The organism is Pseudonocardia tropica, assembly GCF_040105315.1.
In the GTDB taxonomy this organism is placed as follows: Bacteria; Actinomycetota; Actinomycetes; order Mycobacteriales; family Pseudonocardiaceae; genus Pseudonocardia; species Pseudonocardia alni.
The window spans coordinates 31044-55896 of sequence record NZ_JBEDNP010000001.1 but is presented as its reverse complement, the minus strand read 5'-3'; the positions used below and the strand labels follow the sequence as shown (position 1 = coordinate 55896).

At 74.5% G+C, this 24853-nt stretch carries 29 protein-coding genes; 18 read left to right on the top strand and 11 right to left on the bottom strand.

The features are described 5' to 3' along the window. Positions 1-25 precede the first annotated feature (25 nt). The 6 genes from WHI96_RS00290 to WHI96_RS00265 all read left to right on the top strand — a co-directional run bounded on the left by WHI96_RS00290 (position 26) and on the right by WHI96_RS00265 (position 4394). A complete protein-coding gene (locus WHI96_RS00290) occupies positions 26-358 on the top strand; it encodes a YbaB/EbfC family nucleoid-associated protein (RefSeq protein ID WP_345654338.1) in 333 nt (110 codons plus the stop codon). Beyond that, the gene (locus tag WHI96_RS00285) at positions 355-693 is read left to right on the top strand and encodes a type VII secretion target (protein WP_345654335.1); all 339 of its coding nucleotides are present in this window, start codon (positions 355-357) and stop codon (positions 691-693) included. Before WHI96_RS00290 ends, WHI96_RS00285 begins: the two co-directional genes overlap by 4 nt. Continuing rightward, the gene (locus tag WHI96_RS00280) at positions 690-1562 is read left to right on the top strand and encodes a WXG100 family type VII secretion target (protein ID WP_345654333.1); all 873 of its coding nucleotides are present in this window, start codon (positions 690-692) and stop codon (positions 1560-1562) included. Before WHI96_RS00285 ends, WHI96_RS00280 begins: the two co-directional genes overlap by 4 nt. Before the next feature lie 81 nt (positions 1563-1643). After that, a complete protein-coding gene (locus tag WHI96_RS00275; RefSeq protein WP_345654330.1) occupies positions 1644-2291 on the top strand; it encodes a TtfA family protein in 648 nt (215 codons plus the stop codon). Positions 2292-2387: 96 nt separating this feature from the next. Next, entirely contained in the window at positions 2388-3356 is a 969-nt protein-coding gene (locus WHI96_RS00270; RefSeq protein WP_345654327.1) for an SDR family NAD(P)-dependent oxidoreductase, read from the top strand. 30 nt (positions 3357-3386) lie between these two features. Beyond that, entirely contained in the window at positions 3387-4394 is a 1008-nt protein-coding gene (locus WHI96_RS00265) for an adenosine deaminase (RefSeq protein ID WP_345654324.1), read from the top strand. A gap of 1 nt (position 4395) precedes the next feature. Here the strand turns inward: WHI96_RS00265 and WHI96_RS00260 are convergent, their stop codons facing one another. Beyond that, complete coding sequence (locus WHI96_RS00260; protein ID WP_345654321.1) at positions 4396-5994, bottom strand: flavin-containing monooxygenase; 1599 nt, start codon at positions 5992-5994, stop codon at positions 4396-4398. A 153-nt stretch (positions 5995-6147) separates the two neighbouring features. On the opposite strand from WHI96_RS00260, the gene WHI96_RS00255 reads away from it, so the two are divergent. The 3 genes from WHI96_RS00255 to WHI96_RS00245 are packed head-to-tail and all read left to right on the top strand — an operon-like array spanning position 6148 to position 8122. Continuing rightward, the gene (locus WHI96_RS00255) at positions 6148-6921 is read left to right on the top strand and encodes an SDR family NAD(P)-dependent oxidoreductase (protein ID WP_345654318.1); all 774 of its coding nucleotides are present in this window, start codon (positions 6148-6150) and stop codon (positions 6919-6921) included. Next, positions 6918-7478: an orotate phosphoribosyltransferase gene (gene pyrE, locus WHI96_RS00250; protein ID WP_345654315.1), complete on the top strand. Its 561-nt coding sequence runs from the start codon at positions 6918-6920 to the stop codon at positions 7476-7478. The genes WHI96_RS00255 and pyrE overlap by 4 nt, the downstream gene beginning before the upstream one ends. Then, complete coding sequence (locus WHI96_RS00245; RefSeq protein ID WP_345654312.1) at positions 7475-8122, top strand: TrmH family RNA methyltransferase; 648 nt, start codon at positions 7475-7477, stop codon at positions 8120-8122. The genes pyrE and WHI96_RS00245 overlap by 4 nt, the downstream gene beginning before the upstream one ends. A 47-nt stretch (positions 8123-8169) precedes the next feature. On the opposite strand, the gene WHI96_RS00240 is transcribed toward WHI96_RS00245, so the two are convergent. From WHI96_RS00240 to WHI96_RS00230, 3 genes are all read right to left on the bottom strand, one after another. Then, complete coding sequence (locus tag WHI96_RS00240) at positions 8170-9159, bottom strand: DedA family protein (protein WP_345654309.1); 990 nt, start codon at positions 9157-9159, stop codon at positions 8170-8172. 69 nt (positions 9160-9228) lie between these two features. Next, complete coding sequence (locus WHI96_RS00235; RefSeq protein WP_345654306.1) at positions 9229-9573, bottom strand: hypothetical protein; 345 nt, start codon at positions 9571-9573, stop codon at positions 9229-9231. Next, entirely contained in the window at positions 9570-10259 is a 690-nt protein-coding gene (locus WHI96_RS00230) for an RNA polymerase sigma factor (RefSeq protein ID WP_345654303.1), read from the bottom strand. Before WHI96_RS00230 ends, WHI96_RS00235 begins: the two co-directional genes overlap by 4 nt. 191 nt (positions 10260-10450) lie before the next feature. Here WHI96_RS00230 and fbaA point away from each other — a divergent pair, with 191 nt between their 5' ends. From fbaA to WHI96_RS00195, 7 genes are all read left to right on the top strand, one after another. Further along, positions 10451-11479, top strand: coding sequence for a class II fructose-bisphosphate aldolase (gene fbaA, locus WHI96_RS00225; protein ID WP_345654300.1), 1029 nt, complete (start codon positions 10451-10453; stop codon positions 11477-11479). 71 nt (positions 11480-11550) lie between these two features. After that, positions 11551-11964 carry a DUF3151 domain-containing protein gene (locus WHI96_RS00220; protein WP_345654297.1) on the top strand — a complete coding sequence of 138 codons (414 nt, stop codon included), beginning with the start codon at positions 11551-11553 and terminating at the stop codon, positions 11962-11964. A gap of 5 nt (positions 11965-11969) precedes the next feature. Beyond that, the gene (locus WHI96_RS00215) at positions 11970-13115 is read left to right on the top strand and encodes an FUSC family protein (protein ID WP_345654295.1); all 1146 of its coding nucleotides are present in this window, start codon (positions 11970-11972) and stop codon (positions 13113-13115) included. Positions 13116-13235: 120 nt separating this feature from the next. After that, the gene (locus WHI96_RS00210; protein WP_345654292.1) at positions 13236-13913 is read left to right on the top strand and encodes a lysophospholipid acyltransferase family protein; all 678 of its coding nucleotides are present in this window, start codon (positions 13236-13238) and stop codon (positions 13911-13913) included. 75 nt (positions 13914-13988) lie between these two features. Beyond that, the gene (locus WHI96_RS00205; RefSeq protein WP_345654290.1) at positions 13989-14516 is read left to right on the top strand and encodes a DUF3558 family protein; all 528 of its coding nucleotides are present in this window, start codon (positions 13989-13991) and stop codon (positions 14514-14516) included. Positions 14517-14588: 72 nt separating this feature from the next. Beyond that, positions 14589-14966: a hypothetical protein gene (locus WHI96_RS00200; protein WP_345654287.1), complete on the top strand. Its 378-nt coding sequence runs from the start codon at positions 14589-14591 to the stop codon at positions 14964-14966. A gap of 10 nt (positions 14967-14976) precedes the next feature. Next, positions 14977-16392: a WXG100 family type VII secretion target gene (locus WHI96_RS00195; RefSeq protein WP_345654284.1), complete on the top strand. Its 1416-nt coding sequence runs from the start codon at positions 14977-14979 to the stop codon at positions 16390-16392. On the opposite strand, the gene WHI96_RS00190 is transcribed toward WHI96_RS00195, so the two are convergent. Further along, positions 16393-16974 (bottom strand): hypothetical protein, encoded by a 582-nt coding sequence (locus tag WHI96_RS00190; RefSeq protein ID WP_345654281.1) that lies wholly within the window; start codon positions 16972-16974, stop codon positions 16393-16395. Positions 16975-17178: 204 nt separating this feature from the next. Between WHI96_RS00190 and WHI96_RS00185 the strand changes: the two genes are divergently transcribed. Then, entirely contained in the window at positions 17179-18453 is a 1275-nt protein-coding gene (locus tag WHI96_RS00185) for an adenylosuccinate synthase (protein ID WP_345654278.1), read from the top strand. On the opposite strand, the gene WHI96_RS00180 is transcribed toward WHI96_RS00185, so the two are convergent. Then, on the bottom strand, positions 18443-19294 hold the full coding sequence (locus tag WHI96_RS00180; RefSeq protein ID WP_425571733.1) for a helix-turn-helix domain-containing protein: 852 nt from the start codon (positions 19292-19294) through the stop codon (positions 18443-18445). The genes WHI96_RS00185 and WHI96_RS00180 overlap by 11 nt on opposite strands. A 92-nt stretch (positions 19295-19386) precedes the next feature. Between WHI96_RS00180 and WHI96_RS00175 the strand changes: the two genes are divergently transcribed. Beyond that, entirely contained in the window at positions 19387-20211 is an 825-nt protein-coding gene (locus WHI96_RS00175; RefSeq protein WP_345654272.1) for an MBL fold metallo-hydrolase, read from the top strand. On the opposite strand, the gene WHI96_RS00170 is transcribed toward WHI96_RS00175, so the two are convergent. The 5 genes from WHI96_RS00170 to nth all read right to left on the bottom strand — a co-directional run bounded on the left by WHI96_RS00170 (position 20190) and on the right by nth (position 24812). Then, the gene (locus WHI96_RS00170) at positions 20190-21398 is read right to left on the bottom strand and encodes an MFS transporter (RefSeq protein ID WP_345654269.1); all 1209 of its coding nucleotides are present in this window, start codon (positions 21396-21398) and stop codon (positions 20190-20192) included. The two genes, WHI96_RS00175 and WHI96_RS00170, sit on opposite strands and share 22 nt — an antisense overlap. Before the next feature lie 69 nt (positions 21399-21467). Continuing rightward, a complete protein-coding gene (locus tag WHI96_RS00165; protein WP_062403929.1) occupies positions 21468-22667 on the bottom strand; it encodes a MarP family serine protease in 1200 nt (399 codons plus the stop codon). A gap of 2 nt (positions 22668-22669) precedes the next feature. Next, positions 22670-23416 carry an NUDIX hydrolase gene (locus WHI96_RS00160; RefSeq protein ID WP_425571732.1) on the bottom strand — a complete coding sequence of 249 codons (747 nt, stop codon included), beginning with the start codon at positions 23414-23416 and terminating at the stop codon, positions 22670-22672. After that, positions 23413-24084: a TlpA family protein disulfide reductase gene (locus WHI96_RS00155; RefSeq protein WP_345654266.1), complete on the bottom strand. Its 672-nt coding sequence runs from the start codon at positions 24082-24084 to the stop codon at positions 23413-23415. Before WHI96_RS00155 ends, WHI96_RS00160 begins: the two co-directional genes overlap by 4 nt. Beyond that, positions 24081-24812: an endonuclease III gene (gene nth / locus WHI96_RS00150; RefSeq protein ID WP_425571735.1), complete on the bottom strand. Its 732-nt coding sequence runs from the start codon at positions 24810-24812 to the stop codon at positions 24081-24083. Before nth ends, WHI96_RS00155 begins: the two co-directional genes overlap by 4 nt. Positions 24813-24853: the final 41 nt, after the last annotated feature.

Below are 24853 nucleotides of genomic sequence, written 5' to 3'. Positions count from 1 at the left end.
GCGGTGCACGTCATCGTCGGGGCCCATGGAGCACTTCACCGCCGAGCAGCCGAACGCCGGGCGGACCTGGCTGGACGAGTACCGCACCCGCATCGAGTCGATCCGGGTCCGGGCCGAGCAGGCCCGGGACCGGGTCGCGACGGTGACCGCGACCGCACGCACCCGCGACGGTGCGGTCGTGGTCACCGTCGACCCGTCGGGGAGCCTCACCGACCTGCAGCTCGGCGTGCGCGCCGAGGAGATGCCGCGGGCCCGGCTCGCCGAGACGGTGCTGCGGCTGAGCCGGGAGGCCGCGGCGGACGCGGCGGCGCAGGTGGAGCGGATCATGGCGCCGCTGACGCGGGAGGGTGGGCGGTGACCTCCCCGGACATCCGGGTCGTCCCCGACACGGTCGCGACCCACGCCGGTGTCCTCGACGACGCGGGTTCCGCCGTCGCCGGGATGCGCCCGTCCCTCGCGGAGCTCGACACGGACGCCTACGGCGTCATCGGGGACTTCTTCTCGGCCGACGCCACCGCGGCCATGCGGTCCGGTGTCCGGGCGCTGGAGTCCCTCTCGTCCGCGCTGCACGACCTGGCGACCTCGGCCCGGGAGGCCGTCGCGGCGTATCTCGACACCGAGCTCCGGGTGGCCGCCACGTTCGGCGAGGTCGACGTCGCGCCCGCCCCGGCCCCGGTCGGTGGGGACCGGTGACGGCCCCGGTGAGCGTCGAGGGGCCGGGCCCCCTCGACGGGGCGGGTGTGTTCTCCTCGATCGAGGACCTCGGGAAGGCGGCCGGGGACCAGGACGGCGCCGGCATCGGTGTCGCAGCCACCGTCGCCGGTCTCGACACGCTGAGCCTGATCGCCGACCCGCTGAAGGAGCTCGGGACGGCCGGGGTCGGATGGGCGATCGAGCACTTCGCCTTCCTGAGCGAGCCCCTCGACTGGCTCTGCGGAGACGCCCGACAGATCGAGGCCCGGGCGAAGGACTGGCAGCAGATCTCCCGCGAGCTGGCCACCCTCCTCCCGGAGATCGAGACCGTCCTCGCTGCCCCGGACGCCTGGACCGGGACCGCCGGGGGCGCGTTCCACGAGGTCGCCGCGACGGAGGTCGACGCCGCACGACGCCTGTCCGAGGCCGCCCACGGGGTCGCCGACGTCGTGCTGACCTCGGCGTCCGTCGTCGGCACCGAACGGGCGATCGTGCGCGATCTCATCGCCGATTTCGTCATGTGGCTGGTCCCCCAGCTGCTCGCGTGGGCTGCGGGTGCGGCCGTCACAGCCGGGGTGGCTGCGCCGGTCGGCATCGCGGTCCTCGTCCTCGACGCCGTCGACCTCTCCCGCACGATCGTCCGCCGGGTCGAGGAGGTCGTCGGCCTGCTGGAGACGGCGAGCGCGGTGGCACGCAGGCTGGAGGACACCATGCGGACCGGTCTGCTGCCCGGGATCGCGACGCCGGTGGCGCGGAAGGCCGTCGAGCAGACGGTGACCCGGGGACAGGACGCCGTGCTGGAATACGGCAAGAACGACGCCGCCCGCCGGGCCACGGCAGCGGAGTGGGACGAGTCGGCCGCCGGCTGAGCCCCCGTGCGCGACGAACGTGCACGTCCGGAGCCGTGGCGTTACCACTCCACGGGGCCCGTCGGGACTACGCTGCCCGGCATGTCGGTCTGGTTCGTCATCGCTCTCGTCGCGATCGTCGTCGGTGTCGGTCTGCTGCTGTTCGACCGGTTCCGCGGGGGCGCGACGCGGGACCGCCGCCGCTGGGCGTCCATGCGGGAGTGGGAGTACCTCGAGTCCGATCCCGTCCTGCCCAGCCGCTGGCGCTACGGGACGATCCACCAGGGCGGCCCCGGTGTGGCCCGCAACCTGGTCACCGGCGACGTCCCCACCCCGGACGGCCCGCGCAAGGCCTACGCGTTCGACCACGAGCAGGCCGGCCGGATCAGCTCGGTGCTCTGCGCGGTGCAGGTGCACGAGTCGCTGCCCGCCGCCGTCGAGCTGCGGCTGCCCTCGGCCCCGCTTCCCGACGACGCCGGTCTCGACCTGCTCGAGCCGGTCGGTGAGCGCTACGCCTTCGTCAGCGACGCCGACGCCGTCCGCCCGCTGCTGACCCCGCGCGTCGCCGACGCCAGCGACGCGGTCGGCGAGGACGTCGAGCTCCTCTGGGCCGAGGACGCCTGGGTGCTGGCCGCCGCGCCCGTCGGCATCTCCGCCGATCGGATGCAGGACCTGCTCGCCGATCTGGCCGAGGTCGCCACCGCTCTGGAGGAGGGGCTGCACGCCCGTCGTCCCGCGATCGAGTCCTGATCTGCGGGTATCTACGCAGCGTTGACCCACCGCAACGCGATGTGACCACCCGAACGCGTTAAGCCGAACGGGTACCGCTAGCCTGATCGTGTGGCTATGGCTCTCATCACCGGCGGCGGTTCGGGTCTCGGCGCGGCTCTGGCCGACCGACTGGCCGCGCGCGGACACGACCTCCTGCTCGTCACCCGCGACCCCGAGCGGGTCGCCCCCACCGTCCGGGAGCTCGCCGCCCGGTACGGGATCCGCGCCGACGTGCTCCTCGCGGACCTCGGCACCCGGCACGGCCTGTTCCGGCTCGAGGCCTTCCTCACCGGACCGGAGGCCCCGGCCGTCGACGTCCTCGTGCACGACGCGCTCGCCGACGCGGCCGGCGCCACGACGGACGTCGGGCGGGCGAGCGTCGACCTCGGCATGACGGCGACGATGCGCCTCACCCACGCCGCGCTGCCCGGCATGCTGCGCCGCGGCGCCGGCGGGATCGTCGCGATCGGCGGGGACGAGCGGTCGGCCGCGTGGGCGGTCTCGTTCGTCACCTCGCTGGCCCCGACCCTGACCGGCGACGTGCACGTCGCCGCCGTCCGCGGCGACGACCGGCCGGAGTGGACCGCCGGCGCCGCCGACGCGGTGCTCGACGACCTCGACGCCGGCGTCGCGGTGAGTGCCCCGCAGAGCGGCCCGACCCGCACGGGCCCGGCCCGGCGCGCCGTCGCCGCGGGGATCCGTGCGGCCCGGCGCGGCGCCGAGCTGTTCGCCGACGCGACCTGGGAGCCCACCGGCGCGGCGGCCGTCACCACTCCGGCCACCGCGATCCCGGCCGCCCCGTCCGCCACCCCCGAGGAGCTGCTCTTCGGTGCCGGGCACCGGGAGCCGTCCCGGCTGCCGGACCTGCCCTCCCGCCCGGGTGCGGGGCGCGCCGTCGTCGCCGCCGGGGACTGCGGGCGGCACTGGGCGGCCGGTCCGGTGCGCACCGCGGCGCAGCGCGCCCGCGCGAGCGCCGCGGCCCGCGACCGCTCCCGTGGCCACCAGGTCTCCGCCTATATGACGTCGACGGTCACCAGCTCCTGACCGCCCCGAGCGGCGCGGGATGATGTCCCGGTGACGACCACCGGGACCCCGCCGCTGCCGAAGGCCGAGCTGCACCTGCACATCGAGGGCACGCTCGAACCCGAGACCGTGTTCGAGCTGGCCCGCCGGCACGACGTCGACCTCCCGTACGCCTCGGTGGAGGAGCTGCGGGCCGCCTACGACTTCACCGACCTGCAGTCCTTCCTGGACGTCTACTACGCCAACATGGCCGTCCTGCGGACCCGCGACGACTTCGCCGCGCTCGCCTCGGCCTACCTGCGGACCTGCCCGGAACAGGGCGTCCGGCACGTCGAGATGTTCTTCGACCCGCAGGCGCACACCGCCCGCGGCGTCGCGATCGGCGACGTGATCGGCGGGCTCACCGACGCGATCGGGCACCACGCCGACGAGGTCTCCGCCGGGCTGATCCTCTGTTTCCTGCGCGACCGGTCGGCCGCCGAGGCGGAGGAGACCCTGCGGGCGGCGGAGCCGTACCTGGACCGGATCGTGGGGGTCGGGCTCGACTCGGCCGAGGTCGGGCACCCGCCGTCGAAGTTCACGTCGGTGTTCGAGCGGGCCCGCGGGCTGGGCCTCAAGCCGGTCGCGCACGCCGGGGAGGAGGGCCCGGCGGGCTACGTGACCGAGGCCCTCGACGAGCTGGGCGTGCTGCGCGTCGACCACGGCATCCGCGCGATCGAGGACGACGCCCTCGTCGCCCGCCTGGTCCGCGACCGCACCCCGCTGACGGTCTGCCCGCTGTCCAACGTCCGGCTCGCCTGCGTCCCCGGCATCGGGCTGCACCCGCTGCCGGAGATGCTCGCGGCCGGGCTGAACGTGTCGGTGCACTCCGACGACCCCGCCTACTTCGGCGGCTACGTCGACGCGAACTACGCCGCGGTCCGCGAGGGCCTCGGCTTCACCGACGACCAGCTCCGCACGCTCGCCGCCAACTCGTTCACCTCGTCGTTCCTCGACGACGAGGCCGTCCAGCGACTGCTCGGCGAGGTCGCCGACTGGAGGGCCGCGCCCCGCGGGTGAGTCAGGCCGTCGCGGCGAGCCGGACCGGGCGCAACGGGTGCAGCGGGCGCCCGGCGCCGGTGCGGCCCCGCTCGACGTCGAACGGCGACAGCCGGAACCGGCGGGTCCGCAGCTGGTACTCCGCGGTGTTGGCGGGCCACATGACGACGTTGACGCCCTCGGCGTTCTGGTAGTAGCTCGCGCAGCCGCCGGTCTCGTACACGGTGCGGGCCGAGCGGCGGCGGATCCGCCGGGTCCAGCGCTCCTCGACGGCGGGCTTCACGTCGAGCGCGCGGATGCCCTCGGCCGCCATCCGGCACACGGCGTCGGCGACGTAGCGGGCCTGGGCCTCGGAGAACAGCAGCGTCGAGCTGGCCCCGCTGGTCGCGTTCGGGCCCTGCATGAGGAACAGGTTCGGGAAGCCGGGGTAGCTCATCCCCAGGTAGGCGCGCGGGTAGGCGCCCCAGTGGTCGTGCAGCGACCGGCCGTGGGCGTCGTGGATGCGGCGCGCGATCGGGGCGGTCGCGCCGACCTCGAACCCGGTGGTCAGCACGATCGCGTCGACCTCGGCGCGGCTGCCGTCGCCCGAGACGACGGTCCGCCCCTCGACCCGGGCGAGCCCACCGGTGTGCAGCGTCGTGTTCGGCGCGCTCATCGCGGGCAGGTAGTCGTTCGAGACCAGCGGCCGCTTGCAGGCGTAGTCGAAGTCGGGGGTGAGCCGCGCGCGCAGCTGCGGGTCGGGCGTCTGGGCGGCGAGGTGCCTGCGGCCGACCCGGGTGAGCGCCTCGCGCAGCAGCCGCGAGCGCCGGGTGGCGGCGAGCAGCTCGGCGCCGACGTAGATGACGTCGAACTGCATCCGGCACAGCAGCGGGTTCGCCGCCAGCGCGCGACGGGTGCGCTCGCCGACGGGACGCTCGGGTTTCGGCAGGATCCAGGCCGGGGTGCGCTGCAGGACGTGCAGCTCGGTGACGCGCGGCTGCAGCTCGGGGACGAGCTGGATCGCCGTCGCCCCCGTCCCGACGACCGCGACGCGCGAGCCGGAGAGGTCGGTGTCGTGGTCCCAGCGGGCCGAGTGGAACACCGGGCCGGGGAAGTCGGCGAGGCCCTCGACGTCGGGCAGCTTCGGGTCCGCGACCAGCCCGGCCGCGCTGACCAGCACGTCCGCGGTGAACACGCCGGACGGCGTCGCGATCCGCCAGCGGGCGTCCGCGGCGTCCCAGCGGGCGGAGAGCACGTCGGCGTCGAAGCGGACGTGGTCGAGCAGGCCGGTCGAGCGGGCCAGGCGCCGTGCGTAGTCCTGCACCTCGTGGCCGGGCGCGTAGAGGTCGCTCCAGTCCGGGTTGGTCATGGCGCGCAGCTGGTACAGCGGCGACGGCGTGTCGACGCCGACCCCCGGGTAGGTGTTGTCGCGCCACACGCCGCCGACGTCGTCGGCCCGCTCCAGCAGGACGAAGTCGTGCACACCCCGCCGCAGCAGGGCCAGGCCCACGGCGAGTCCGGTGAACCCCGCCCCCACGACGGCGACCCTCGAATGACGGGGCGACGGGCCGCTCGGCACGTCGGAGGTGCCGGGGGAAGCGGGATCGACCGGCCGCTGGATCGGCAGCGCCTCGGACGTCATGGTCTCGACGGTAAAGGCTTCATGGTGCACCGGCACGCGAGAGCGGCCCGTCTCACGAGGTCGCCGGACACGCCTGTCGCACGGGTCACACCGGACCCGTCGGTAACCGTCGCGCCTGCGCCGGTCGGGTGCGGACGCACTACGCTCCCCCGCGTGCCCTCCGTCATGATCACGGGCGCGTCGTCGGGGATCGGGGCCGCGTTCGCCGATCGGCTCGCCGCCGACGGCCGCGACCTCGTGCTCGTGGCGCGCGACGCCGACCGCCTCCAGGCCGCCGCGCAGCGCTACCGCGACCTCGGCGTCGCCGTCGAGGTGCTGCCCGCCGACCTGTCGGACCCGGACCAGCGGGCCCGGGTCGTGCGCCGCCTCGCCGACCCCGACGTCGCGCCGGTCGACCTGCTCGTCAACAACGCCGGGCTCGCGCTGGGCGCCTCGTTCCTGGACAACGACGCCGCCGACCTGGCCCGCCAGCTGCAGGTCAACGTGGCCGCCGTGCTCGAGCTGACGCGGGCCGCGCTGCCCGGGATGGTCGACCGCGGCACCGGCGCGGTGCTGAACGTCTCCAGCGTCGCGGGCTTCCTGGCCGGGCGCGGCTCCACCTACCCGGCCGACAAGGCGTGGGTCATCTCCTTCACCGAGGGCGTCGCCGCGTCGCTGCAGGGCACCGGCGTGCGCGCGATGGTGCTGTGCCCCGGCTACGTGCGCACCGAGTTCCACGAGCGGGCCGGCATCGACGTCGGCGCCCGCCGCGGCCCGCTGTGGCTGGAGGCCTCCCAGGTCGTCGACGAGGCCCTCACCGACCTCGACCGGGGCCGGGTCGTCTCCGTGCCCTCCAGGCAGTACAAGGCGATCGTGGGGGTGACCGGGGTGCTGCCCCGGGGCCTGCTGCGACGTATCACGGCGACGTTCGACAGGGATCGCACATGAGCTCCGCACACACCGACCGCTCCCGCCTCGCCGCGCTGGTCCGGGAGATCGCCGTCGTCCACGAGCGGGTCACGCTGTCCTCCGGCGCGGAGGCCGACTACTACATCGACCTGCGCCGCGTCACGCTGCACCACGAGGCGGCGCCGCTGATCGGGCGACTGCTGCGCGAGCTCACCGCGGACTGGACCTACCGGTCGGTCGGCGGGCTGACGCTCGGCGCGGACCCGGTCGCGACGGCGGTGCTGCACGCGGCGTCGGCCGAGCCGGACACCGACCCGGTGGACGCCTTCGTCGTCCGCAAGGAGACCAAGAAGCACGGCATGCAGCGGCTCATCGAGGGCCCGGACATCGGCGGCCGCCCGGTGCTGGTGGTGGAGGACACCTCCACCACCGGCGGGTCGGTGCTGACCGCGGTGCGCTCGGTCCTGCAGGCCGGCGCGGACGTCGTCGGGGTCTGCACCGTCGTCGACCGCGACACCGGCGCCCGGCAGGCCGTCGAGGCCGAGGGCGTGCCGTACCGCGCGCTGCTGGGGCTGGCGGACCTGCAGCTGGGATGAGCGAGCCCGGGCCCAGCGAGTGGTCGGTCCCCGGACAGGTCGGGGTCGGCCCGTGGGCCGGGCCGTGGCCGCAGGGCGACCACTGGGACCCGGAGCTGCTGGAGCAGGGCGACCGGCGCAACGTCGTCGACCGCTACCGCTACTGGCGCCGCGAGGCCGTCGCGGCGGACCTGGCGCGCCGGGCGCACCCGTTCCACGTGGCGGTCGAGAACCTCGGCCACGACCACAACATCGGCACGGTGGTACGCACGGCGAACGCCTTCGGCGTCGCCGGCGTGCACATCGTCGGGCGACGCCGGTGGAACCGCCGCGGCGCGATGGTCACCGACCGCTACCTGCGGCTGCACCACCACGCCGAGGCCGGCGGGCTCGTCGCCTTCGCCCGGGAGCACGGCCTGGCCGTGGTCGCGGTGGACAATGTCGCGGGCGCGGTCCGGCTGGAACGGACGTCGCTGCCGCGGGACTGCGTGCTCGTGTTCGGCGCCGAGGGCCCCGGGCTGTCACCGGAGCTGTGCGACGCCGCGGACCTGGTCGTGTCGATCGCCCAGTTCGGCTCGACGCGCTCGGTCAACGCCGGGGTGGCGTCGGGCGTCGTGATGCACGCGTGGATCCGCGAGCACGCGGACCTGTCCGACGCCTGGTGATCAGCACGTTTCCGCCACAGGCAGGGCGGAGACGCGCCGATCGACGCTCAGTTGCCGCGCCGGGGCGGCATGGCGGGGCGGCCGGTGGTGTGGCGGTACGGCGGCTCCGTGCCGTCCGGCAGGCGGGGGCCGGGGCCGTGCTGCGGCACTGCGCCACCGTGCTGCGGTCCGGTCCCGGTGTGCTGCGGGGCGCGACCGGGCTGCGGGGCGTGCGGGGCCTGCCCGTCCCGGGGACGCCCGGCCTGCGGCGCCGGGCCGTTCCCGACGGCCGGCATCTGCATGGTGACCGCGGCCGGGTCGTCGTCGGCGGAGTGGCCGGTGAGGGTGGCGGCGGCTGCACCGGTCGCGGCCCCCGCGACGCCGTCGACCGGGCCGGCGGGGCTCCCGCGCCCGGACGCGGCCCGCGCCCGCAGCACCTCGAACACGATCGGCAGCACCGAGATCAGCACGATCGCGATGAGGATCAGGTCGATGTGCTCGCGGACGAACGCGAACTGGCCGAGGAAGTAGCCCAGCACCGTCACGCCCGCCGCCCACGCGACGCCGCCGATCAGCGAGTACGTCAGGTAGCGCTTCGGGTCCATCCGCGCGACGCCCGCGCTGACGGTGATGAAGGTCCGCACGATCGGTACGAAACGGCCCAGGACGATGGCCCGGTTGCCGTACTTCTCGAAGAACTCGTGGGTCTTCTCGACGTGCTGGGGGTTGAACAGCTTCGACTTCGGCTTGTCGAAGATCGCCGGTCCGGCGCGGTAGCCGATCCCGTAGCCGACGGCGTTGCCGGCGAAGGCGGACACCACCAGCACCAGGCAGACCAGCCACAGCGGCACGTCGATCGCGCCCTGCGCGACGAACAGGCCCGCGGTGAACAGCAGCGAGTCGCCCGGGAGGAAGAACCCGAGCAGCAGCCCGCACTCCGCGAAGATGATCGCGGCGACGCCCACCAGGGCCCACGGACCCAGGGACTCGATGATCACCGCCGGGTCGAGCCAGTCGGGACCGAGGGCGAGCGTCTGCGTCGCGGCGAGAACCGTCACGTCGGGAAACGGTACCGGCCGGGTGACGCGGATCGACGTGGCCGTCGCTGTGGGGGTGCTGTGAGCGGCTCAGCCGAGGGCGGGCAGCGCACCCGGCAGGAGCACCGACACCAGCGCGAGACCCCCGCCGAGCAGCGCCCCGAGGAGCAGCGCGATCACCGCGGCCCAGACGATCTGGCCGGTCGCCGAACGGGCGGGCGCCGGCGCCGGGGCCTGCTGCGGCCGGCGCTGCGGGGGCGGTCCGGGACGCGGGACCGGCGGCGGGACCCGGCCGGGCACGCGTGGCGGCACGGGGGCGGGGCCCGCCGCGGGACGCTGCGGCATCGGGCGCCCACGGGCCTGCGCCTGCAGCGCCTCGCCGATCCGGCGGGCGGCGTCGTCGCGGCCGGGCTGCGGCGGCTGGGGTCCGGTCATCGCACCTCCCCCGGACGCCGGACGGCCTCGGTCCCGGCGCGCTCGGCCATGATCCGGGCGACGGCGTCGAGCGCGCGGCTGGCGGTCGACTTCACCGTGCCGCGGCTCATCCCGGCGGCCTCGGAGATCTCGGACTCGGTCAGGCCGCCGTAGTAGCGCAGGACGAGCACCTCGCGCTGGCGCGGCGGGAGCTGGCCCAGCGCGTCGACCACCGACTGGTGCTCGGCCGACAACATGGCCAGCGACTCCGCGGAGCGGGCGTTCGCCGCGTGCGGCGGCACGTACTCGCGTGCCGTGCGACGGCGCCGCAGCACCGACCGGGACCCGTTCACCACGGCAGCACGCAGGTAGGCGACGGCGGCGGTCTCGTCCCGGAGGCCGGTCCAGTGCCGGTGCAGGCCGGTGAACGCCTCCTGCACCACGTCCTCCGCGGTGGCCGGGATGTCGACCAGCAGCATCGCGAGGCGCATCAGCCGCAGGCGATGGTCGCGGTAGAGATCGGCCAGCGTCAGCGGCGTGTCCGGGCCCTGCCGGGCCCCGGAACCACCCGGCCCGTCGACCGGGGCCGGCGCCGTGCCCGGGGCGAACGGGTGCGGCCCGGTGCCCGCGGGCGCCGGTCGGCTGTCGATGGCGCGCAACCGGCCCAGCGTCCGGTCGACGGCGTTCTCGGCGCGCTCCTCCTCCACGCCCACCACACTAGCGACCACCACCGACAGCCTTCGCAGCATTACCCGGTGCAGCGGTCGGCGGCGTCGTCCGCGGTGAGACCAGGCCCATCCCGACGATCGCTCCCCCTTCCCCGTGGGTACGTGATACTCACCCGGAGACAAGAAGCGCTGCGCGGAGCAGCGACCGCCGACGACGAGGAGGCAGGCCCGTGCCCATCGCCACGCCCGAGATCTACAACCAGATGCTGGACAACGCCAAGAGCGGCGAGTTCGCCTACCCGGCGATCAACGTGACCAGCACCGAGACCCTCAACGCGGCGCTGCGCGGGTTCGCCGAGGCCGGCTCCGACGGCATCGTGCAGGTCTCGACCGGTGGCGCGGAGTTCCTGTCCGGCACCCGGGTGAAGGACATGGTCACCGGCTCGGTCGGCCTCGCCGAGTTCGCGCACGTCGTCGCGGACAAGTACCCGGTCAACATCGCGCTGCACACCGACCACTGCCCCAAGGACAAGCTGGACTCGTTCGTGCGTCCGCTGATCGCGATCAGCCAGGAGCGCGTGGACAAGGGGCGGAACCCGCTGTTCCAGTCGCACATGTGGGACGGCTCCGCGGTCGAGCTCGAGGAGAACCTGAAGATCGCGGCCGAGCTGCTGGAGCAGGCGGCCAAGGCGAAGATCGTCCTCGAGGTCGAGATCGGCGTCGTCGGCGGCGAGGAGGACGGTGTCGCGAACGACATCAACGACAAGCTCTACACCGCCCCCGGCGACTACGAGCGCACCGTCGAGGTCCTCGGCTCCGGCGACAAGGGCCGCTACCTGCTGGCCGCGACCTTCGGCAACGTGCACGGCGTCTACAAGCCGGGCAACGTGAAGCTCCGCCCGGAGATCCTCAAGCAGGGCCAGGAGGTGGCCGTGCAGAAGCTGGGTCTCGACGCCGGCGCCAAGCCGTTCGACCTGGTCTTCCACGGCGGGTCCGGCTCGCTGCTCGAGGAGATCCACGAGTCGCTGACCTACGGCGTCGTGAAGATGAACGTCGACACCGACACCCAGTACGCCTTCACCAGGCCGATCGTGTCGCACATGTTCGCCAACTACGACGGAGTGCTCAAGATCGACGGCGAGGTCGGCAACAAGAAGGTCTACGACCCGCGCTCGTACCTGAAGAAGGCCGAGGTCGGGATGAGCGAGCGCGTCATCGAGGCCTGCGAGTCGCTGAAGTCCGCCGGCAAGGCCCTCTGAGTCCTCCTCCGGATCCTCGTCGAGTGCCCACCGGTTGGCGACGACCGGTGGGTGCGCGCCAGGATGGCGGCATGAGTCTGCACGGCAACCTGCTCGAGCCCGACGACACGCGCCTCCCGGTCGACCCCGCCGCGGCGGACCTGACCGCGGGCAGGGACCCGTCGGAGGTGGCGGCGGGGTCGCCGTCGTCGTCGATCGCCTGGGCGGTCCTCGCCGAGCGCGCCCTCGACGCCGACGAGACCGTCGCCGCCTACGCCTACGCCCGCACCGGCTACCACCGCGGCCTGGACCAGCTGCGCCGCAACGGCTGGAAGGGCTTCGGCCCGGTGCCGTGGTCGCACGAGCCGAACCAGGGCTTCCTGCGGTCGTGCGGGGCGCTGCTGCGCGCCGCCACGGCGATCGGGGAGGCCCCCGAGGTCGAGCGCCTGCGGACGCTGATCGACGACTCGGACCCGGAGGCGCTCGCCGCCCTCGGCGTGTCCTGACGCCGGTGGCCGCGTGGGACCGGGTCCGCTCACGCGGCCGGGCCGGTGCCCGGCGCGTCCGCGCGTCGTGGCTGCCGATCCTGCAGTGCTCCGTGGCCGCCGGCCTCGCCCTCTGGGTGGCCGGTGACCTGGTCGGTCACACGCGGCCGTTCTTCGCGCCGATCGCGGCGGTGCTCAGCCTGGGCATGTCGCTGAACTCGCGGCTGCGCCGCACGGTCGAACTCGTCGTCGGGGTGAGCATCGGTGTCCTGATCGGCGACCTGCTGATCGCGCAGATCGGCGGCGGCCTCTGGCAGCTGGTGCTCGTCGTCGCGCTCGCGCTGGTCATCGCGGTGTTCACCGACGGCGGGACGCTGTTCGTCAACCAGGCCGCGGTGTCCGCGGTGCTGGTGACGACGCTGCTCCCGCCCACCGAGACCGGTGGGATCGACCGCTGCATCGACGCCCTGATCGGCGGCCTCGCCGGGATCCTGGTCGCCGCGGTCATCCCCGTGCACCCGGTCCGGATCGTGCGCCGGGTCGCCCGCCGGGTGCTCGACGACCTCGTCACCGTGCTCACCGAGACCGCGACGGCGCTGCGCGAGGGCGACCGGGAGAGCGCGTCGCGGGCGCTGGCCCGGGCCCGCGACACCCAGGCCGTCATCGACGAGCTGCGCGCCGCCGTCAGTTCCGCGGGCGACGTCGTCGCGGTCTCGCCGATGCACCGGCCGCGCCGGGCCATGCTGCGCCGCTACCGGACGCTCGCCGAGCGGGCCGACTACGCCCACCGCAACGCCCGGGTGCTCGCCCGGCGCGCGATGCTCGCGATCGAGGACGGCGAACCGGTCCCGCCCGGTCTGCCGGACGCCATCACCGAGCTCGCCGTCTCCGTCGAGGCGCTGATCGGGGAGTTCGGGCAGGACGGCGACCGGGAGAAGGCCCGCGGCCCGATCCTGGAGGCCGTGCGGCACGCACCGGTCCTCGCCGACCCCGGTGCGGTCGTCGCCCGGCCGGTGGAGGGGCAGCCGGCCGCGGCGCCCGCGGTCTCGGCGCCGGTGCTGGTCGCGCAGGTCCGCTCGATCGCCGTCGACCTGCTGCAAGCGACCGGGATGACCCGCAGCGAGGCGCTGCGTGCGTTGCGCGGGCAGCTCACCGATCCTCACGTGGACTGAACGGGCGGAAGGGCTTCCGTCACGGGCCGGTCTCGGAGCAGAATCGGGCGTCGTTCGGCGCCGGGACGTCGGGTCCCCCTGCACGGAGTTGTGGACGTCGCTCACTGATCGGGGTTCACGGTGCAGCTGTTCATCCGCTACGTCCTCGCGCCACTCGTCCGGCTCGTGTGGCGGCCCCGCGTGCGCGGCGCGGACCGCATCCCGCCCACCGGTCCGGTGATCCTCGCGGCGAACCACCGCGCGGCCGTCGACACGGCGTTCATCCCGCTCGTCGCCCCGCGCAAGGTCGCGTTCCTCGGCAAGGCCGAGTACTTCACCGGGCGCGGCCTGCGCGGACGCCTGATGGCCGCGTTCCTGGGGGCGCTCGGCTACATCCCGGTCGACCGGTCCAACGCCCGCGCCGGCCTCGCCGCGCTCGCCGCGGGACGCAGGGTCCTGGAGTGTGGCGGTGCGTTCGGCATCTATCCGGAGGGCACCCGTTCCCTCGACGGCAAGTTGCACCGTGGGCACACCGGCGTCGCGTCGCTGGCGCTGTCGACGGGCGCGGTCGTCGTGCCCGTCGGGCTGATCGGGACCGAGCGCGTGCAGCCGATCGGACGGCTGTTCCCGCGCCTGGCCCGGGTCGAGATCCGCTTCGGGAGGCCGTTGGAGTTCAGTCGCTACGAGGGACTGGCGGGCGCTCCGGCGATCCGGCGCGCGGTCACCGACGAGATCATGGACGCCATCGCGGACCTGTCCGGTCAGACCTATGTGGACAGCTATCATCGGCGTCCGGACGATTCGGCTGCCGCGGCCTGATCGGAACGGGCCCGGGGGTTGGGGGCGGCGGGCTAGCCTGCTGCCGTCCTGTTCGTGTCCGGGGGAGCGTCGCTGGTGGTCCGACTCGTTGTCGTCCTGCTGTTCGTGTGCGGGGTGGTCGTGGGGTGTGGGGCTGCGGGGCCGGAGGGGCCGTTTCCGGCGCGGCCGGTGGAGATCGACGTGGCGAACGTCGACCCGTGCGTCGCGATGACGCCGGACCTCCGGCAGCGCCTCGGGGTGGAGGGCGACAATCCTGCGATCGTGCCGCTGGCGGACGGACCGAGCCGGGCGTGTTCCTGGGGGAACTTCGACGTCGGTGACAGCTACACGGTGCAATCGATTCGGAGTCCGGCCGAGAAGGTAGTAACAGCGAGAGGGGCAGTCGTCACTACCGTCGATGGTTTCGGGGCCGTTCAGATCGTGGAGAACCGAGGGGGCTCGGCGTTATGCGAGCTGTACCTCGATACCGCCGACACCGCGAGTATCCGGGTTCAGATGGAGTCCCTCGGATACGGCGAGCAGAACATGGTCTCGACCGACGGCGCGTGTCAGAAGGCCGAGATCCTGGCACGCAGCTACCTGGCGGAAGCTCGTACGCACTGATTGGTTCGCACCTGCGAACTGTTACGACAGATCCACGATTGACCAGTTGATGACTGACCTACCGTCTGGCACATGAAGACATCCGCTCACGTTCCACAGGGGTCGGCCAGCGATTCGCTCATGTTGCAGGTCGACGCCGACAGCGTCCTGGGCGTCTACCGGCGGATGGACGAGAAGGTCCGGTCGATGCAGGAGAGTCGCTGGACCGCCACCAGGTTGAGAAGTCTCCCTGCCTGTGGTGACGACCCGGTATCACGTGACGCAGTGACCGTGTTCCAGCCCAAGGTCGATGCCATCGTCGGGATCCATGAAGACTATCTGCGCGAGCTGGTCGACGCTCGGGAACGGCTGAAGCAGGCGGCGCAGGAATACGGGCTCATCGAGGACGAGAACGCGGCAACCCTGAAACCCACCACTCCGCCGTACAGCGGCCCGCTGCTCGAGCGTTAGGGATCCGAGGATGCCCCTCCCTCGCTGCTACAACTACGAAGCGTTCGACATCGCGACCAAGGCGGCCTGGATCATCGGCAAACCCGGCGCCGAGGCCACCCGCCAGACCTCCGACGGGCTCCGCAGGCTCGTCGACGACATGGCGGCCACCAAGCAGACCCTCGACCGCGGCATGGCCGACCTCGGCATCGTGTGGCAGGGCCCCGCCGCCCGGGCGGCCCAGGAGTCCCTGGACCGCACCGCGACCGGCGTCGACGGCACCGCGACCGTCGCCCGGAACGGCGCCGACCGCATGCTCGACCACGGCAGCGCGTTCGAGCGCATGCGCGGTCAGGTCCGGTTCATGGACCCGGCCGAGTTCTCCTGGGTCCAGCGTGCGGGCGACAACATCAGCGAGGCCTGGCAGTCCCTCCGGGGCAGGGGCGCCGACCACGTCACCATCGCCGAGCACAACCAGATCAACGACGAGGTCGCGAACCGCGCGCTCCAGCAGTACGAGTCCGAGACCTCCGCGATCGACGACCGCTTCACCACCGAGGCCGCCGCCGCGCCCCCGCCCGCGACATCTCCGGGCGCGACGCCGGGTCCCGGCGGTTCGCCGGGACCGCAGTCCGGCGTCTCCGTCGCTCCGGTAGGCGGCGGCGTCTCCGGCCCGACGCCGGGACCGGCCGGAGTCGGGCTTCCCCCGGTCGGGTCGGCTTCGCAGCCGGTGCCCGCGCCGGCAGGCCCGTCGGGCGGCGGCCTCGGTGGTGGCGCGGGTGGAGGCGCCGGAAGCGGTGGCGGGCTCTCACCCGTCGTCCCCGTACCGAACGGACCGGCATCGTCGTCGGGCACCGGTGGAGGCGGTACCGCGGCGCCGGGCTCCCGCATCCCGCCCGCTCCGGACCGCGTTCGGACTCCGACCCCGATGCCGCTGCCGGACGCCGCCCGTACCCGCGAGGACCTCGCACGACGCTTCGGCGACCAGGCACGCCGGCAGCAGCTCGTCCGTCCCCTCACGGAGACCGGCCCCGCCGCCCCGCAGACCCGCCCCCGCAGCGGGACCGGGTCGTACGGAGCCGGTTCCGGAGCTGGCCGCGGCGGCTTCGGCTCCCCGTTCGGCGAGTCCCGCGGCACCGCGCGGCTGCCGGGTGCGGGGACCGAACCGCACGTACCCGGCGGCCGCGGCGGGGCCGGAACGGCGTGGGGCACCGAGCCCCGCACACCCGGGCCGCGGAGCGGCGGCGCGGTCGAGCCGTGGACCGGCGCCCGCGCGGCGGAGGCTCGCGGCGGAGCCGGCTACGGTCCGATGGCCGGGGGCGTCCCGGGCGGTCGCGGCGAGGGCCAGGACCACCGCAACCGCTACGTCGTCCCCACCGACGAGGTGTTCGACGTCGGGATCACCGCGACCGACGCCGTGCTCGCCCCCGAGGACCCCGGCCGCTGATCAGCCCGGGAGCACCGGCCGCCACGGCTCGGTGTGCCGGTACCAGGCCCACCGCTTGATCTCCCGCGGGTGCGCCACGCCGTCCCGGACGGGCGTGGCACCCGTCGTCCCGATCTGGATCGCCCGCCCGGTCGTGCCGGTCACCCCGCGCCCCGCCCGCACGTGCACACCCGCGGGTCCCGCGTCGACGACCAGCACCTTCACGCGGCCGTGCAGCACGCGCGTCGCGTCGCAGTAGGCCTCGCCGTAGAGATCGGGGATCTCCCCGCGGCCGGCGAGGACGCCGCCGTTGTCGTCGCGCACCAGCGGCATCTCGCGTGCGGTGCCGGACCGGGCGAGGGCGACGGCGTCGTCGAACCGGGTCGGGAGGCCCCAGTTCGCGGCGGCCCGCGACCGCCGGGACACCGGCAGGTAGGCGACCTCGGTCGCGAGCGCGTCCCGCCGGAGCAGCCGGAGGAGCACCGCGGCGAGGTCGGCGTCGTCACCGTGCACGATCAGCCGCGGCACCGGGAGCAGGGCGTCGACCTCCGCCCTCCCGGGACGCGGACCGACGGTGACCGAACGCACCGCGGGATCGGTCACCAGCGACGACGGTGGGCGTTCACGCCGCGCGCCGGGCCGGATACCGTGGAAGGGAAGCCGGTGACGCCGCTGCGGCAGGCAGTCGAGGAGAACCGCTTCGGGATCGGTCGGAACCACTGATCGAGTACCCTCCTCGCCGCGGAAACCGGAAATCACGCCCGGTCCCGCGACCGTGACGAGCGTGTGTGAACTGGAGTCTCTTACATGCCCGCAATCGTGTTGATCGGCGCCCAGTGGGGCGACGAGGGCAAGGGCAAGGCGACCGACCTGCTGGGCGGGCAGTTCGGCTGGGTCGTCCGCTACCAGGGCGGCAACAACGCCGGGCACACCGTCGTCACGCCGGACGGTCGCGACTTCGCGCTGAAGCTCATCCCGTCCGGGATCCTGTCCCCGGGCGTGAAGAACGTGATCGGCAACGGGGTCGTCGTGAACCCCGAGGCGCTGATCGAGGAGAAGGCGGGCCTGGAGCGGCGCGGCGTCGACACCTCCGGCCTGCTGATCTCCGCCGACTCGCACCTGATCATGCCGTACCACGTGGCGATCGACCGCGTCACCGAGCGCTACCTGGGCAAGGCCAAGATCGGCACCACCGGTCGCGGCATCGGCCCGGCCTACCAGGACAAGGTCGCCCGGGTCGGCGTCCGCGCCGCGGACCTGCTCGACGAGAAGATCCTGCACCAGAAGGTGGAGGCCGCCCTCGAGCTGAAGAACCAGGTCCTGGTCAAGGTCTACAACCGGCGCGCGCTGGACTTCAACGAGGTCGTCGACACCGTTCTGGAGCAGTCGAAGGAGTTCGCCGACAAGATCGTCGACACCCGGCTGCTGCTGAACCAGGCCCTGGAGCGCGGGGAGACGCTGCTGCTGGAGGGCTCGCAGGGCACCCTGCTCGACGTCGACCACGGCACCTACCCCTTCGTGACCAGCTCGAACCCGACCGCTGGCGGCGCGTCGGTCGGTTCCGGCATCGGTCCGAACAAGATTACCCGCGTGATCGGGATCCTGAAGGCCTACACGACCCGCGTCGGGTCCGGCCCGTTCCCGACCGAGCTCCTCGACGAGATGGGCGAGTGGCTGCGCAAGACCGGCGGTGAGGTCGGCGTCAACACCGGCCGGAACCGTCGCTGCGGCTGGTTCGACGCCGTCATCGGCCGGTACGCGGTCCGCGTCAACGGCATCACCGACGTCTTCCTGACCAAGCTGGACGTGCTGTCCGGGCTGGAGTCGGTGCCGATCTGCGTCGGCTACGAGGTCGACGGTCACCGCGTCGACGAGATGCCGATGACCCAGACCGGTTTCCACCACGCCGTCCCGGTCTACGAGGAGATGCCCGGCTGGGTCGAGGACCTCTCCGGCGCCCGCACCTGGGAGGACCTGCCCTCCGCCGCGCAGGCCTACGTGCAGCGGATCGAGGAGCTCACCGGCGCGCCGGTGTCCGCGATCGGCGTCGGCCCCGGGCGGGACCAGACGATCACCCGCTGACCTGCCGCGCGAGCAGCCCGAGAGCGTCCTGGTCCGGGCTGCCGGGCGGTGCGGTCAGCACCAGCACCGTCCGGTCGGGCGAGCGGCCGACGTCGAGCACCTGGTGGTCGAGGGTCAGCTCGCCGACCAGCGGGTGTCGGAGCGTGGACCGTTCCTGCACGCACGGGTGCGCCTGGTGGTCGGCCCAGAGCCGGGCGAACTCGTCGCTGCGCACCGACAGGTCCCCTACGAGCGCGGACAACCGGGCGTCGTCGGGTCGACTTCCGGCCGCCAGCCGCAGGGCCGCCACCAGATCCCGCGTGCGGGCGACCGGATCGGCGTAGAGCGCCCGGACGTGCGGGTCCAGGACCGCCATCGCGACCAGGTTGGGGCGGTGGCGCGGGCAGGCCGGTGACAGCGGGTCCAGGTGCGCCGCGAGCAGCGCGTGCCCGAGCGGGTTCCAGGCCAGGACGTCCCCGGACCGGCCGAGGACGAGTGCCGGCACATCCGACATCGCGGCGAGCAGGTCGGCGGTCCGGCTGTCGACCCGCTCCGGCGGCGCGCTCCGCAGCGGGACGGGACGGGCCGCCGTCGCCGCGATCCGGTGCAGGTGGGCCCGCTCGCCCTCGTCCAGGGCAAGCACCCGGGCGAGTGCGTCGAGCACCGCGGGGGAGGCGCCACGCGAGTGCCCCTGTTCGAGCCGCGTGTAGTACGACGGGCTGACTCCCGCGAGCCCGGCCAGCTCCTCCCGGCGCAGACCCGGGACCCGCCGTGCACCGGTCGTCGGCAGCCCGAACGCGCCGGGTTCGAGCCGAGCCCGCCGCGCCGCCAGGAACTCGCCGAGAGCCGTCACGACCCCCATTGTGCGCACTGGACGGTCCCGAGCCACTCCCTGCGCGGGATACCCCGCGCCGGGGACTCCCGCGTCGCGCCGGGCGCGCCGACGATCACGGCGTGACGACCCACCTGCGTGGCCCCGTGACGATCGAGCGGATCGTCGAGCTCGACGACTGGCCCTTCGACGTCCGCGAGATGTTCCCGGCCCACCCCGGCGCCGGGCGGATCTCCCTGGCGATCGCCACCCACCTGGTCCGCACCCCGGACCGCACCGTCCTCGTCGATGCCGGCAACGGCGACGGCCGCCACCGCCCGGGCCTGCCCGCCCACCACCTGCTCGACGCCGGATACGCCGCCCGCCTTGCCGAGCGGGTCGCGCCGGAGGAGATCGACGTCGTCGTCTGCTCCCACCTGCATCCGGATCACTGCGGCGGGCTCACCACCGGCGACGGCCGCCCGGCCTTCCCGCGGGCGCGGCACCTGGTGGCGTGGGCCGAGCTGGCGTGGCTGGGCGCAGTGCACCGCTCCGCCCCCCGCGCCGGCGCCGCCGAGGGACTGGCCCGGACCTGGTGCGACAGCGTCGCGCCGGTCCTGGACGCGGGCCTCGTCGAGCCCGTCGACGGCGACGACGTCGACCTCGGACACGGAGTGTGGGTGCGGACCGCGCCGGGGCACACGCCCGGCCATCTCGTCGTCGAGATCGGGCCGCCCGGTGCGCCGGAGGCGGTGATCAGCGGCGACGTCCTGCACCACCCACTGCAGTTCGACGACCTCGCGCTCGCCCAGGCGGGCGACGCCGACCCGGCCGGTGCGGCCCGGACCCGCCACGACCTGTGCGAGCGGCTCGCCCGATCCGGGGGCCTGCTCCTTCCGTCCCACTTCGGGCCGGGGCACGTCCACCGCGCGTCCCGCGGGTTCGGCTACCGGCCCGTGGGTTGCTGAGCCCGGCGCTCGTCACGGACCGGGGTCACCAGGATCGCGGCCAGTGGCGCCGCGGCGGCGATCGCGAACGCCGCCGCGTAGCCGGTCGCGCCGACCAGGGCGCCGAGCGCGGCCGGCACCACCGACGCGACGGCGTTCTGCCCGGTGTTCTGCACCCCCAGGGCCCGCCCGGACCACGCGGGCCCGGCGATCTCGGCGGTGCTGGTGAACGCGAGCCCGTTCGGGGCGACCGTCACCACCGCCCCGACGGCGAGCATGGTCACCGCGAGCCATCCGGCGACGGCGTCGCCGAGCGCGAACAGCAGCAGCACCGCGGCCGCCGCGACCGCGACCTGGCGCATCGGGCGCAGCCGGGACCCGACCCGGTCCGACCAGACCCCGGTCGCGATCCGGCCGACCGCCCCGGCGACCTGCCCGCCGGCGACGAACGCGCCGGCCGCCGCCACGTGCCACCCCTGCTCGCGGACCAGGTACTCGGTCGCGAACGACGCCACCGCGAACTGCGAGACCACCAGCAGTGCGCTCGCACCGTGCACCCGCCACAGCACCGACGTCCCGTAGGGGGAGCGCTCCGGCGCGGCCCCCGCGGGCCGCGGAGTCCGGGGCGGGTCCGGCGCCAGCGTCGCGACCAGCACCGACGCGACGACGCACAGCACCGCGGGCAGCAGCAGCGCCCGGAACGGCCCGGCGGCCGCGGCCAGGGTCGGCAGTGTCAGCCCGGCCACGGCGACGCCCAGCGGCTGCGAGGTCTGCCGGATCCCCATCGCGGTGCCGCGCTCGTGCGCGGCGAACCAGCCCATCACCATCCGCCCGCTGGCGGCGAACACCGACGCCGCGCCCGCGCCGCCCAGGCCGAGCAGCACCAGCAGCAGCGGTCCGGGCCCGATCGGCAGCAGCGCCGCACCTGCGACGGCCGCCGCGCACAGCGCGAGCCCGACGGTCATCACCCCGCGTTCGCCGGACCGGTCGGCGGCGGCGCCCCACAGCACCAGCGTGCACAGCAGACCGACCGTCGGTGCGCCGACGTAGGCGCCGACCTGGGCCAGCGACAGCCCCTCCGTGTCACGCAGCAGGGGCACCACGAACGGCAGCCCGTAGACGAACGAGCAGGCCGCGGTCTGGGCGAACACCCCGACGGTCAGCACCAGCCAGCGACGGCGGGTACGGGTCACGTCGACGGAGGTCATGTACCCACGCTAAGCATCTGTCCCACGATCCGGCCATTCGTTCCCGGATCGTGGGAGCGGTGCGGTGGGTCAGGAGGCGCAGTTCCCGGTGTCGGCGGGGGACGACGCGCCGCTCGCGGCCACGTTCAGCGCCTGCCCGACCTGCTCGGCGGTCAGCACGAAACCGGTCTCGGTGTCGTCCAGCGCGGCACCGAACACGACGCCGACGACCCGTCCGTCGGGGGCGATCATCGGGCCGCCGGAGTTGCCGGAGCGCACCACCGCGCGGACGGTGTAGACGTCGCGCAGCACGCTGCCCTGCTCGTAGATGTCCGGGCCACGCAGCCGGATCCGCTCGCGGATCTTGCCCGGGGTGACCGTGTACGGGCCGTCCAGCGGGTAGCCCAGGATGATCACGTCGTCGCCGACGCGGGCCGGGTCCGGGCTGAACTGCAGCGGCTGCTCCTCGAGGTCGGGCACGTCGAGCACGGCCACGTCGACCTCGGGGTCGTAGTAGACGACCTGGGCGTCGAGCTGACGGGCCCGTCCGCTGGACGTCGTCACCTCGACGGTGGTGCTCGACGTCCCGGCGACGACGTGCGCGTTGGTCATCACCCGCTGCGGGGCGACGACGAACCCGGTCCCCTCCAGGGCGCGACGGCAGGACGGGGCGCGCCCGCGGACCTTCAGCACCCGGTCGCGGACCTCGGTGACCACCGGGGACTGCGCGAGCGCGGAGTCCGGCGGGCCGACCGCGGCGACCGGCGTCCGGGAGAACGGACTGACGACGTCGGGGAAGCCGGAGTCGTCGAGGAGCTGGCGCAGCTCGGCGGGGAGCTTGCGCGCCGCGTCCGGCATCACGTCGTCCACGCCGGCGAGCACCCGCGAGTCGCGCAGACCGCTGGTCAGGGTGGAGAAGCTCGTCGAGGACAGCGGCAGCGCGATCAGCCAGGCCGCCACCACCACCGCGACGGCCTGCACGCCCGCGCCCAGTGTCGAGTCGACCTTGAGGGTGCCCTCGCCGCGGATCCGGTCGCGGATGAACCGCCCGAGGTAGACGCCCGTCGCCTCACCGAGCGCGACGAGCAGCACCACCACGCCGATCCCGAGCAGCACCTTCCCCTGCTGGGACTCCACCTGCCCGGCCAGCAACGGGGCGAGCCGCAGCCCGAGCACCGCGCCGGTCAGCACGCCGGCGAACGACAGCAGCGCCACCGCGACACCGTGCCGCCAGCCGGACGCCGCGGCCAGCAGGGCGAGGATCACGACGACGACGTCGACCCAGCTGATGCTCACCGGTCCACCACGCCGTGGTCGTCCACCCGGACTCCTTCCGGTTCGTGCCGCCGGGCGCGGGCCCAGGCGTCGTCGAGATCGAGGACCCGGCCGGCGTCCCAGGGACGCTCCCAGCCGGACCGTTGCAGCAGCGCGGACAGCAGGCCCGCGGTGAAACCCCAGACCATCAGGCCCGCGGCGTCGAAGGCCGGGCCGGTGTGGCCGCCGGGGCCGCGCACGGTGAACCGGTTCGCCGGGTCGGTCAGGACCGCCACCGGGACCCGGACGACCCGGGCGACCTCGGCGGTGTCGACCACCCGCACCGGCGACGGCGACGCCCAGTGCGCCAGCACCGGGGTCACCAGGAACCCGGTGGGCGGGATGAACAGGTCCGGCAGGAGGGCCAGTGGTACGACCCCGGACGGGTCCAGCCCGGTCTCCTCCCGGGCCTCCCGCAGCGCGGCGTGCACCGGGCCGGTGTCGGTCGGGTCGAGCCGCCCACCGGGGAAGGCGACCTGCCCGGCGTGCGAGCGCAGTGTCGCCGCGCGCTCGGTGAGCAGCACGTCCGGCCCGCCGGCCCCCCCGTCGGTGAACAGCATCAGCACCGAGGCCCGGCGCGGCTCGCCGCTGTCGGGCTGCAGGCGTCGCCAGCCGAACCAGTCCGGGTCCAGGCCCAGCGCCCCGTCGACGAGCGGGCGCAGCGACGCCGGCGTCGCCGCGGGGTCGGGATCGGGCACCCGCGGCACTCCCGCCTGCGCGGTCACCGGAACCGCTCCACGGCGGCCGCGACGTCGTCGGCGGTCCGGAACGGGACGGGCGGGTCCACCATCGTGACGCCGCCGTCGGCGCGGGTCACGTAGCTGACCGGGAGCAGCGGCGGGGTGTCCAGCGCGCGGCGCACGGCCCGCTGCGGGTCGGTCACGGCCGGCAGGGTGACCCCCAGCTGCGCGGACAGGGCCAGCGCGGACACCGGATCGTCCTGCACGTCGACGGTGAGCACCGGCAGAGCGCCTGGCCGCTGCGCGTAGTCCTGCAGCGCGGGCAGTTCGTCGCGGCACGGCACGCACCACGACGCCCAGAAGTTGACCAGCGTCGGACGCCCGGTCAGGGCGGCGCCCAGATCGGTACGGCCGTCGGCGCCCAGGCACGGCACGGTGATCCCGGCGAGCGGACCGGCCGGGGTGCCGCCGGACGGGGCGGGGCAGGGTGCCAGCCGGGCCGAGGCACGCGCGGCGGCCAGCGCCTGCGGGTCCGCGGCGGCGAGGTCGGTCTCGGGCCGGTCGGCCGGGGCGGCGCCCACCGCGGGGCCGGCGCCGCCGCTGCCGCCGGAGGTGGAGCCGGAGGGCCACAGCGCCCAGACCGCGATCGCGACCAGGACGACGACGACCACGGTCGACACGATCTCGGAGCGGGAGGCGCCTGTCCGGGTCACCGGCCGTCCCCGGGCGGCCCCGCGATCCCCGCGAGTGCGAGCAGGTGGTCCCGCTCCGGGCCCTTGACCAGCGCCGCGGCCTCGCCCGGGTCGGTGGGGCCGAGCCCGAAGGCGGGGCAGTCCGCCGCGATCGTGCAGGCGCCGCAGGCCGGCTTGCGCGAATGGCAGACCCGGCGCCCGTGGAAGATCACGTGGTGGGACACGATCGTCCGGTCCCGCCGCGGGACGAGCCCGCCGACCGCGTGCTCGACCTTGACCGGGTCCTCCTCGGTCGTCCAGCCCCAGCGGCGCACCAGGCGTCCGAAGTGGGTGTCGACGGTGATCCCGGGGACGCCGAACGCGTTGCCGAGGATGACGTTCGCGGTCTTGCGCCCGATGCCGGGCAGCGTCACCAGCTCGCCCAGCGTCGACGGCAGCTCCCCGCCGTGCCGCTCGACGACGGCGGCGCCCAGCCCGGTCAACGACGTCGCCTTGTTCCGGTAGAAGCCGGTGGAGCGGATCAGCTCCTCGAGCTCGGTCCGGTCGGCGCCCGCGTAGTCCGCGGCGGTGGGGTACCGGGCGAACAGCGCGGGGGTGACCTGGTTGACCCGCTCGTCGGTGCACTGCGCGGACAGGATCGTCGCGACGGCGAGGTCCAGCGGTGTGGTGAAGTCCAGCTCGCAGTGCGCCTGCGGGTAGGCCTCCGCCAGCGACCGGAGGATGCGGTTGACCCGGCGCGCTCGCCCGATCGGGCTCTCCCCGGCCGCGACGCGCGCGGCGAGACCGGCGG

Coding starts and splice junctions, on each gene's coding strand:
- WHI96_RS00290 (WP_345654338.1), top strand. CDS start 26: ATGGAGCACTTCACCGCCGAGCAGCCGAACGCCGGGCGGACCTGGCTG.
- WHI96_RS00275 (WP_345654330.1), top strand. CDS start 1,644: ATGTCGGTCTGGTTCGTCATCGCTCTCGTCGCGATCGTCGTCGGTGTC.
- WHI96_RS00270 (WP_345654327.1), top strand. CDS start 2,388: ATGGCTCTCATCACCGGCGGCGGTTCGGGTCTCGGCGCGGCTCTGGCC.
- WHI96_RS00260 (WP_345654321.1), bottom strand. CDS start 5,994: ATGACGTCCGAGGCGCTGCCGATCCAGCGGCCGGTCGATCCCGCTTCC.
- pyrE (WP_345654315.1), top strand. CDS start 6,918: ATGAGCTCCGCACACACCGACCGCTCCCGCCTCGCCGCGCTGGTCCGG.
- WHI96_RS00245 (WP_345654312.1), top strand. CDS start 7,475: ATGAGCGAGCCCGGGCCCAGCGAGTGGTCGGTCCCCGGACAGGTCGGG.
- WHI96_RS00235 (WP_345654306.1), bottom strand. CDS start 9,573: ATGACCGGACCCCAGCCGCCGCAGCCCGGCCGCGACGACGCCGCCCGC.
- WHI96_RS00220 (WP_345654297.1), top strand. CDS start 11,551: ATGAGTCTGCACGGCAACCTGCTCGAGCCCGACGACACGCGCCTCCCG.
- WHI96_RS00200 (WP_345654287.1), top strand. CDS start 14,589: ATGAAGACATCCGCTCACGTTCCACAGGGGTCGGCCAGCGATTCGCTC.
- WHI96_RS00195 (WP_345654284.1), top strand. CDS start 14,977: ATGCCCCTCCCTCGCTGCTACAACTACGAAGCGTTCGACATCGCGACC.
- WHI96_RS00185 (WP_345654278.1), top strand. CDS start 17,179: ATGCCCGCAATCGTGTTGATCGGCGCCCAGTGGGGCGACGAGGGCAAG.
- WHI96_RS00180 (WP_425571733.1), bottom strand. CDS start 19,294: ATGGGGGTCGTGACGGCTCTCGGCGAGTTCCTGGCGGCGCGGCGGGCT.
- WHI96_RS00170 (WP_345654269.1), bottom strand. CDS start 21,398: ATGACCTCCGTCGACGTGACCCGTACCCGCCGTCGCTGGCTGGTGCTG.